The 6,643-nt window shown below is 74.3% G+C and carries 14 protein-coding genes; all 14 read right to left on the bottom strand.

The window, feature by feature from the left end:
• The coding region (locus tag ACIRPH_RS31725) for a hypothetical protein (protein WP_402921366.1) at positions 1-282 on the bottom strand (282 nt) is incomplete at its 3' end.
• Positions 283-285: 3 nt separating this feature from the next.
• Entirely contained in the window at positions 286-723 is a 438-nt protein-coding gene (locus ACIRPH_RS31720) for a hypothetical protein (RefSeq protein WP_402921364.1), read from the bottom strand.
• Between the two features lie 29 nt (positions 724-752).
• Entirely contained in the window at positions 753-1,304 is a 552-nt protein-coding gene (locus ACIRPH_RS31715) for a hypothetical protein (RefSeq protein ID WP_402921362.1), read from the bottom strand.
• Between the two features lie 35 nt (positions 1,305-1,339).
• Positions 1,340-1,741 carry an RRQRL motif-containing zinc-binding protein gene (locus ACIRPH_RS31710; RefSeq protein ID WP_402921359.1) on the bottom strand — a complete coding sequence of 134 codons (402 nt, stop codon included), beginning with the start codon at positions 1,739-1,741 and terminating at the stop codon, positions 1,340-1,342.
• 352 nt (positions 1,742-2,093) lie between these two features.
• On the bottom strand, positions 2,094-3,401 hold the full coding sequence (locus tag ACIRPH_RS31705) for a hypothetical protein (RefSeq protein ID WP_402921356.1): 1,308 nt from the start codon (positions 3,399-3,401) through the stop codon (positions 2,094-2,096).
• A 285-nt stretch (positions 3,402-3,686) separates the two neighbouring features.
• Positions 3,687-3,815, bottom strand: a complete 129-nt coding sequence (locus tag ACIRPH_RS31700) for a hypothetical protein (protein WP_402921354.1) — start codon at positions 3,813-3,815, stop codon at positions 3,687-3,689.
• Positions 3,812-4,072, bottom strand: a complete 261-nt coding sequence (locus ACIRPH_RS31695) for a hypothetical protein (RefSeq protein WP_402921351.1) — start codon at positions 4,070-4,072, stop codon at positions 3,812-3,814. The genes ACIRPH_RS31700 and ACIRPH_RS31695 overlap by 4 nt, the downstream gene beginning before the upstream one ends.
• Positions 4,069-4,404, bottom strand: coding sequence for a hypothetical protein (locus ACIRPH_RS31690; RefSeq protein WP_402921348.1), 336 nt, complete (start codon positions 4,402-4,404; stop codon positions 4,069-4,071). The genes ACIRPH_RS31695 and ACIRPH_RS31690 overlap by 4 nt, the downstream gene beginning before the upstream one ends.
• Positions 4,405-4,492: 88 nt before the next feature.
• Positions 4,493-4,837 (bottom strand): hypothetical protein, encoded by a 345-nt coding sequence (locus ACIRPH_RS31685; RefSeq protein WP_402921345.1) that lies wholly within the window; start codon positions 4,835-4,837, stop codon positions 4,493-4,495.
• Between the two features lie 90 nt (positions 4,838-4,927).
• Positions 4,928-5,122, bottom strand: coding sequence for a hypothetical protein (locus ACIRPH_RS31680; RefSeq protein ID WP_402921342.1), 195 nt, complete (start codon positions 5,120-5,122; stop codon positions 4,928-4,930).
• Positions 5,112-5,261, bottom strand: a complete 150-nt coding sequence (locus ACIRPH_RS31675; RefSeq protein ID WP_402921339.1) for a hypothetical protein — start codon at positions 5,259-5,261, stop codon at positions 5,112-5,114. The genes ACIRPH_RS31680 and ACIRPH_RS31675 overlap by 11 nt, the downstream gene beginning before the upstream one ends.
• Positions 5,258-5,689, bottom strand: a complete 432-nt coding sequence (locus ACIRPH_RS31670) for a hypothetical protein (protein ID WP_402921336.1) — start codon at positions 5,687-5,689, stop codon at positions 5,258-5,260. Before ACIRPH_RS31670 ends, ACIRPH_RS31675 begins: the two co-directional genes overlap by 4 nt.
• Positions 5,686-6,444, bottom strand: a complete 759-nt coding sequence (locus ACIRPH_RS31665; protein WP_402921333.1) for a hypothetical protein — start codon at positions 6,442-6,444, stop codon at positions 5,686-5,688. The genes ACIRPH_RS31670 and ACIRPH_RS31665 overlap by 4 nt, the downstream gene beginning before the upstream one ends.
• The gene (locus ACIRPH_RS31660) at positions 6,441-6,563 is read right to left on the bottom strand and encodes a hypothetical protein (RefSeq protein ID WP_402921330.1); all 123 of its coding nucleotides are present in this window, start codon (positions 6,561-6,563) and stop codon (positions 6,441-6,443) included. Before ACIRPH_RS31660 ends, ACIRPH_RS31665 begins: the two co-directional genes overlap by 4 nt.
• Positions 6,564-6,643 lie beyond the last annotated feature (80 nt).

Below are 6,643 nucleotides of genomic sequence, written 5' to 3'. Positions count from 1 at the left end.
GGGGGCGGGGGTGCCGGCCTTCTTCCCGGCCTTGCGGGCGGCGCGGCGGGCCTGGGCGGCCTTCATCTGCTCGGGATAGCGCTCAGCGGCGTCGTTCCACTGGGTCTCCCAGACGGTGCCGATGTAGTTGCGCAGCGCCCGGTGCCCGGGGTGGCGCACCTTCGGATTCTTCGCCCGCGCCTTCTCGATCTGCGCGCGCTTGTAGCTGGTCGCGGCCTTGATGGTCCCGGCCGGATCGCGGCAGATCACCGCGATCGTGGCCATGATGATGAACAGCTCCACGGGTTAAGCCCCCAGTCCGATGAGGTTGTTGAGCAGGACGGCTCCGGCCTGGGAGACCATGCCGGTGGCCTGGTCGCCGTACAGGCCCAGGGCGCCGCCGGACACGGCCGCCAGCGTCGGCAGCACCAGCGCGGCCGACAGGGCGAACCCGTCCGGGACGCCGTCGAGCAGGTCGCCGATCGCGCCGATCAGGTAGAACAGGGCGGCGACGCCGATGAAGGCGGCGGGGATGCCGACCAGGGCGAACGCGCCGGTCAGCAGGGCTCCCGCCCACTGGCCGACGAAGCACAGGGCCGCGGCCGATCCGGCCATCAGGCCGAACAGGAACGTCACCCACTTGGTGAACTTGCGGAACTTCTTGTGTCGGCGGACGGCGAACATCATGGCCAGCGCTCCGGCCATGACCACGACCATCGTGGAACCGAAGATGAAGCTGAGCACAGGACTCTCCTTTCGAGGTTGAGGGGGTGTCAGCGGATGACGATGACGACGGCGGCCACGAACAGGACCGCGACCGCCTGGCGGGCCGCGGACCGGTTGACGTACACCAGCAGCAGCAGCCCGGCGATGAGCACGGCCGAGACCCACATCCGGGTCTGCTCCGCGACCCGCCAGGGCCCGGAGGCCGGCAGGTGCTCGCCCGCGCGGACCCTGGCGATCTCCTCGGCCAGCGTCGGCGGAGGCGTGCCCCAGATGTCCGGGGGGCGCAGGTTCGCCCACCAGGGCCCCCGGTCGTCGTCCTCGAACTCCTCGTGCTCCTGGTCCTCGACGTCGACGTCGTCGGCCGGGAGCGGGTCGGGCTCGGGGGCCGGGGTGGGAGCGGGCTCCCGGGGCTCAGCGGGCGGGGCGGCGGGAGGGGCCGGTCGGGGAACCGCCGGAGGCGGCGCCGGGGTCGACGTCGGTGTCGACTCCGGCTCGGTGTCAGCGGGCCGCCGGGCCGGGACCGCCCACAGGGACGGCGCGGCCTCGGGGCTGCGGAGTGGAGCCCTCGACGGGGGCTCGCGGTCAGGCAGGGCACCCATCGGTCGCCCCTCCCATCAGGTGGTGAATGTGGTGGTCAGGCGGCCAGGCGCACGTCAGCGGCGGCGCATCCGGTGCCCGGGGGGCAGGTGCGTCCGAGCGACGTGGGCAGGCAGTACTCGTGCAGGAGTCCGCACGAGGTGCAGGTGCAGCGGGCCAGGTAGGCGCGTGCGAGCGCCCTCTCGCGGGCCGGGGTCATCGGACGGACCGGCCGGGCGAGGTGGACGTAGTAGAGCCAGGCGACGCGGTATCCGTCGCGGGCGCCGCCGCAGCGGGACCGGGAGGCCCAGGCGAGCTGGGCGACCGGGTCCTGGCCGCCGGGGCGGAGCCCCAGGGTCCGCAGCTGGTAGCGGGTCGCCAGGCCCTTCGGGGCCAGGTGCTTCGGGTAGGTCGGGATGCCCCAGCGGGCCCCCTCGGGATCGAAGAAGCGGCTGGACACCGGACCTCCTGGTCGTGGTCGTGGGTGGGGCCGCCGCCCGGGTGTGGGCGGCGGCCCGTGGATGAGGTGGCCGGCCCCTTCGGCGGGGCGCGAGCTGGCGGTCGACGCGGGATACGGGTCTCCTTCCGGTGAGGGGTGTGCGGTGGGCAGGCGGGCGTCGTCGGCGTCCGACTCGTCCGGGAACTCCCGGCGGCATCGGTCGTCTCATCGCGCCCGCGCCGGAGTGGTGGACAGGCCCACCCGGAGAACGGCCGGGTGGGTCTGCTCACCCGCCGGGGCGGGGAGGCCCCCAGAGGGGGCGGTCGGGGAGGCGCAGGGGGCACCCGCAGGTCAGGGCGGGTGCCCCCGTGTCTCACTGGGTGGAGTACAGGGCGCTCATGTCGTGGGTGCCGGACATGTCGTCGCGGTACCGGCGGACGGTGCGCGGGTCGACGTCCAGCTCACGGGCAGCGCCCTTGACCGTGGAGGCGTCACCGTGCTCGGCGATGTAGGCCAGCAGCCGCTGCGGCACCGGCAGGTCCACCTCCACAGGGGAGGCACCCAGGGGGGCATCGGGGGAGGCGGTAGGGGAGGCGTGGGGAGGCACCCGCAGGTCAGCGGGGGAGGCACCCCCCGCGTGGGCCTGCGCCTGCGGTGCGAACCCGAACCCCGACCCCGTGGTCCCGCTCACGGGCGGGAGACCGAACCCGGACGGGTCGTCGGGCACGACGTGCTGGCCGCCGGGGGTGATCTCCCGGACGGTGTACAGCGGCTTCGCCAGGTGGATCCGGTTCTGCAGTTCGGCCCGGCGCACCTCGATGTCGGCGGATGCCTCGTCCACCGTCATCTGCTGCTCGGCCCGGCGCCGGATGTCGGCCAGGGCCCGCTGCTGGTCGGCGTGGGCGCGGGCGGCGTCCAGCTCCAGCTCGGCGTCGGTCTTGGCCGTCACGAACGCCGCGGTCCGGCGCAGCTCGGCCAGCTCGGCCTCCTGGGCCTCGGTCAAGGTGGTGGACCGGGCCGCCTGGCGGGCCTGCTCGGCCTCCTGGGCGCGGCGGGCGTCCTCGGCCTTCTGACGCTCGGCCTCAGCGGCGGCGCGGGCGGCGGCGGCCTCGACGGCCAGTCGGGCCCGGGTCTGCTCCGCGCGAGCGGAGGTCAGGTGGTGCCATCCGGCCTTGGCCGCCAGCGGGAGCACCGCGAGCAGGACCATGGGCCAGGAGGTCACCACACCGTGCACGACCAGGACCACGGAGGCCCCGACGGCCAGCGCCCACCCGGTGCGGGTCAGCGCCTTGGACACGCGGCCGGTCGTGGACGCCTGCTGCCACTCGATGGCCAGCAGCCACAGCCACACGGCCTCGACGCCGACACCGGCGCCGATGCCGACCGCGTGGGGGGCGGCGTGCCCCTCCTCCCCGAAGCCCCGGGCCAGGTCCCACACCGACCACACGGTGAAGACTGCGGACGCGGCGGTGACGATCGAGGCGATGACGCGGGTGAGATCGATCCCGCCCGAGGGCGGGGCCGCAGGGACGACGTTCTCCTCCTGGTCGTGCTCGGGCTCCACGACCGCGGCGGCCGGGGCGGGTTCCGCGACCGGCGGCGCAGGTGCCGGCGGTGGCGTCGGGGTCGGAGCGGCGGCGGCCGCCAGCTCCTCGGTCTCGGTCTTCCAGGGCCAGCGCACGGCGGCGCTCCTTTCGGGTAGAAACAACGCGAGGCACCTGCCGTCTGTGACGCGGCAGGTGCCTCGCTGTGTGGGGTGAATGGGCTGGTCAGGTCGGCCAGAGCATCAGCGCGATGGTCAGGGCGACCAGAACGAACATGGACAGGATCAGCAGGTGGACGGGCCGCATGGGACTCGCTTTCAGAAGTAGGTCTGGATGAACATGAAGATGACGAAGGCCGCCGTGGCGGGGGCCAGGCAGAACAGGGTGAACGCGTAGAAGGTCTGCACTTCGGGGTCTCCTCGTCAGCGGCGGGCGCGGGTGAGCGGGCGGTCGGAGGTCATCAGGGTCCGGCCGCCGGTCGCGCGGACCAGGAGCACGGACACGGCCACGGTCACCGAGGCGGCGAGGGCACCGAGGAGAATCCCGATCACGCGGCCTCCCCGAACTCGTCGCGGGCGTCGTCCAGGGCGTCGCGCACCAGCGCGTACACGGCGGTCCAGGCGTGCATCAGGGCGGCGCCCGCCAGGAGGCACAGCCACACGGGCGGGTCCGAGGCGACCCAGACGACCACGACGGCGACCATGGCCACCGCAGCGACCGCCACGTCCTCGACCACCATGCGGCGGGGAGCGCCGGCGGCGACCCGGGCCATCCGGGCGAGCAGCTCGCCCAGGGTGAGGGTCCTCATGCGGCGATCCCCCGTATCCCGTGGTCGTCGGCGGCGGGCCAGTAGCCGTCGACCTCGACGGGCACCAGGGCCAGCAGCGGCGCGGCCGGGGCGGGCGGGTCGAGCTGGGTGTCGTCGACCAGGACGGCGTCCAGGAGGAGCGCGGCCTCGTCGGGGTCGTCCCAGCCGTCCGCGAGGTCGGCGGCGACGTCCCAGGAGGGGTGCTCCCACGGGTCGACGGCGACCTGTTCGGCGGCGTCGGGGTCCCAGAAGCGGGGGGAGTGCGCCCGGATGGCGAGCAGGTCCTCTAGGTCGTCGAGCGGGTCCCGGTAGGTAGTCTCGTCGTCGTGCATCTGCGTTCCTCCTGTTGAGAGTGGTGCGGTGATGTGCAGAGCCCCGCCGGGCGGCTACCCGGCGGGGCTCACGTTGTGCAGGGGGCGCTCAGACGGCGGCGGCCACGCGGGCGACCTGGGCCGGGGAGGCGTCCACGGCCAGGACGTGCGGGACGCTGACCAGCCCGGCGTGGCCGATCACGGTCCACCCGCCGGTCTCGTGCCAGCCCAGGGCGTGGCCGTCGGGGAGGGTGACGATCCCGGCCGGGCCGGGGTCGACGGTGTCCAGGTACCAGGACAGGGCCAGGGAGGCGTCGGAGATCTCGATCTCGTCGGCGAGGTCGTCCTCGGCGGCGTTCTTCGGGTCGGTCCAGGCCCAGTAGTCCTGGGCGTCGGGGATCGCACGCCAGACGGACTCGATGTAGTCCTCGTGGTCGGTGGTGGTCGCGGGCATCGGCGGCTCCTCACGGTGGTGTGGACCTGGTGGTCCCCCCGGTCCACCCCCAGGACGGTGGGGGTGGGCCAGAGGGGCCGACAGGGGTGTTCAGCCGCGGTCGGCCAGGGTGTCCAGGCGGGACTGCCACTGGCCGGTGATCTGGTCGGCCTCGGCCTGGATGTCGGCCCGGCGGTGTCCGGCGCGCAGGTAGGCCATGTCCTTGTCCAGCAGGCGCAGGGCGGACGGGCGCGCCTTCTCGACCTGGGCGCGGAGGTTCTTGAGGGTGGTCAGGTCAACGGCCACGAGGGCTCCTTCGCAGGTGGGGCGGGTTACAGGGGGTGCGGTGCTCGACCCACAGGGCCAGCACCGGCACCGCGACGAGGACGGCCAGGACCGCGACGGCGGCCGCGGCCAGGGCCTGGGTCTCCTCGGGGGTGGTCATCCGGCGATCCCGGCCCACAGAAGGCCGGCACCGACCAGGACGGCGGCGCCGATCAGCAGATCGACCGCGAGGCGGATCCGGCGGAACTTGCTGGCGGTGACGGCCGCGAGGGCCAGGGCGCGCTCGCGCTCCCCCTCGGGGGTCCACCCGGTCGGGTCGGCGAGCAGCGCCGCGAACGGGGCGGTGCGGCTGATGCGGGGGCGGACCCCCAGGAGCATCACGACCAGGGCGGCCACGAGGGCGGCGGCCCCGGCGCGGATGACCCACACCGCGGGGTCGTCGCCGTCCAACTGGGGGGCGAGCAGCGCCAGGGAGGCGCCGGAGAGACCGGCGAGCAGGCCCGCTTTGGTGTCGACGCGGGCCAGCTCGGAGCGCATCTCGGCGATGTACTCGCTGATCGGGACCTTCGGGTCCTCGGGGGTGGTCATGCCGGAACCGCCGCGGCGGCCCGGCGGACTTCGGCGGCGGTCGGCAGGGCCCGGTCCATGGCCTCCAGCACCGGAGCCGGAAGCGTCCCCCAGGGGCGCGTGGAGCTGTAGCCGGTCCCCCTGAGCGCGTGTCGGCGGCTCTCGGTCTCGGCGCGGTCCGCAGAGCCGGGGGCCGCTCGCCAGACGCGGCCGCACTCGCACGCCATGTGGGCCCGGCTGGGGCGGTCGGTGTGCCAGACCAGCTCGCGGACCTCCTCGGTGCAGGCCGTGTCCTGGCACCCCCACCCCGGAACGCGGTGCCAGCGTGTGACCCGCATCCCCTCCATCAGGTCCCCGGCATCGCTGTCCCCGCGGTCTCCGGCGCCCATCATCAGGGCGTAGACACGGGCGAGCATCCCGGCCTCGTGCGCGGCCGCGAGGGTGCGGTCGCGCCGTTCGGTGAGTTCGTCGATCTGGGCCAGGGCCCGGGAGTGCTCGGCCAGGACGCGGTCGCGGTCGTCGGCGTCCAGGAGCTTCTCGCGCAGGAGGTCGGGGATGACCGCGTCCTCGCGGGCGTACTCGATGTCCTCGCAGGCGGCGGTGATCTCGTCCAGGCGGTGCTCGGCGGCCCGCAGGTCGTCGGTCAGGTCCTCGACCTTGGCGTCCCGGTTCTCGACCCGGACGGCCAGGGTCTCGGCGCGTGCGGTCTGGCGGAGCGCGGCGTCGGCCAGGCCCTCGACCTCGTGCCGGCACCGGCGGTGCGTCAGGCGGATCATGCGGTTCCTTCCGGGGTCGTGCAGACCATGCAGTGGGTGTCGGAGTCGTCGTTCCAGGTCTGGCAGGCGCCGCAGCGCCAGGTCGCGACAGTGGCGGCGATGCGCAGCAGGTACGTCATCGGCGTTCCTCTCTCGTGGGTGGACCCTGTGGTCCCCGCCGCGGCCCCGCTCCCCCGGGCGGGGGTCGGGGCCGGACAGG

This window comes from Nocardiopsis sp. NPDC101807 (assembly GCF_044766605.1).
In the GTDB taxonomy this organism is placed as follows: Bacteria; Actinomycetota; Actinomycetes; order Streptosporangiales; family Streptosporangiaceae; genus Nocardiopsis; species Nocardiopsis tropica.
Note: the sequence above shows the minus strand (reverse complement) of the source record. Positions and strands in the feature narration are given on the sequence as shown.

Bases quoted from the DNA above. Each gene is read 5' to 3' on its own strand.
- ACIRPH_RS31715 (WP_402921362.1), bottom strand. From the start codon at position 1,304: ATGGGTGCCCTGCCTGACCGCGAGCCCCCGTCGAGGGCTCCACTCCGC.
- ACIRPH_RS31690 (WP_402921348.1), bottom strand. From the start codon at position 4,404: ATGCACGACGACGAGACTACCTACCGGGACCCGCTCGACGACCTAGAG.
- ACIRPH_RS31685 (WP_402921345.1), bottom strand. From the start codon at position 4,837: ATGCCCGCGACCACCACCGACCACGAGGACTACATCGAGTCCGTCTGG.
- ACIRPH_RS31675 (WP_402921339.1), bottom strand. From the start codon at position 5,261: ATGACCACCCCCGAGGAGACCCAGGCCCTGGCCGCGGCCGCCGTCGCG.
- ACIRPH_RS31670 (WP_402921336.1), bottom strand. From the start codon at position 5,689: ATGACCACCCCCGAGGACCCGAAGGTCCCGATCAGCGAGTACATCGCC.
- ACIRPH_RS31695 (WP_402921351.1), bottom strand. From the start codon at position 4,072: ATGAGGACCCTCACCCTGGGCGAGCTGCTCGCCCGGATGGCCCGGGTC.
- ACIRPH_RS31665 (WP_402921333.1), bottom strand. From the start codon at position 6,444: ATGATCCGCCTGACGCACCGCCGGTGCCGGCACGAGGTCGAGGGCCTG.
- ACIRPH_RS31660 (WP_402921330.1), bottom strand. From the start codon at position 6,563: ATGACGTACCTGCTGCGCATCGCCGCCACTGTCGCGACCTGGCGCTGC.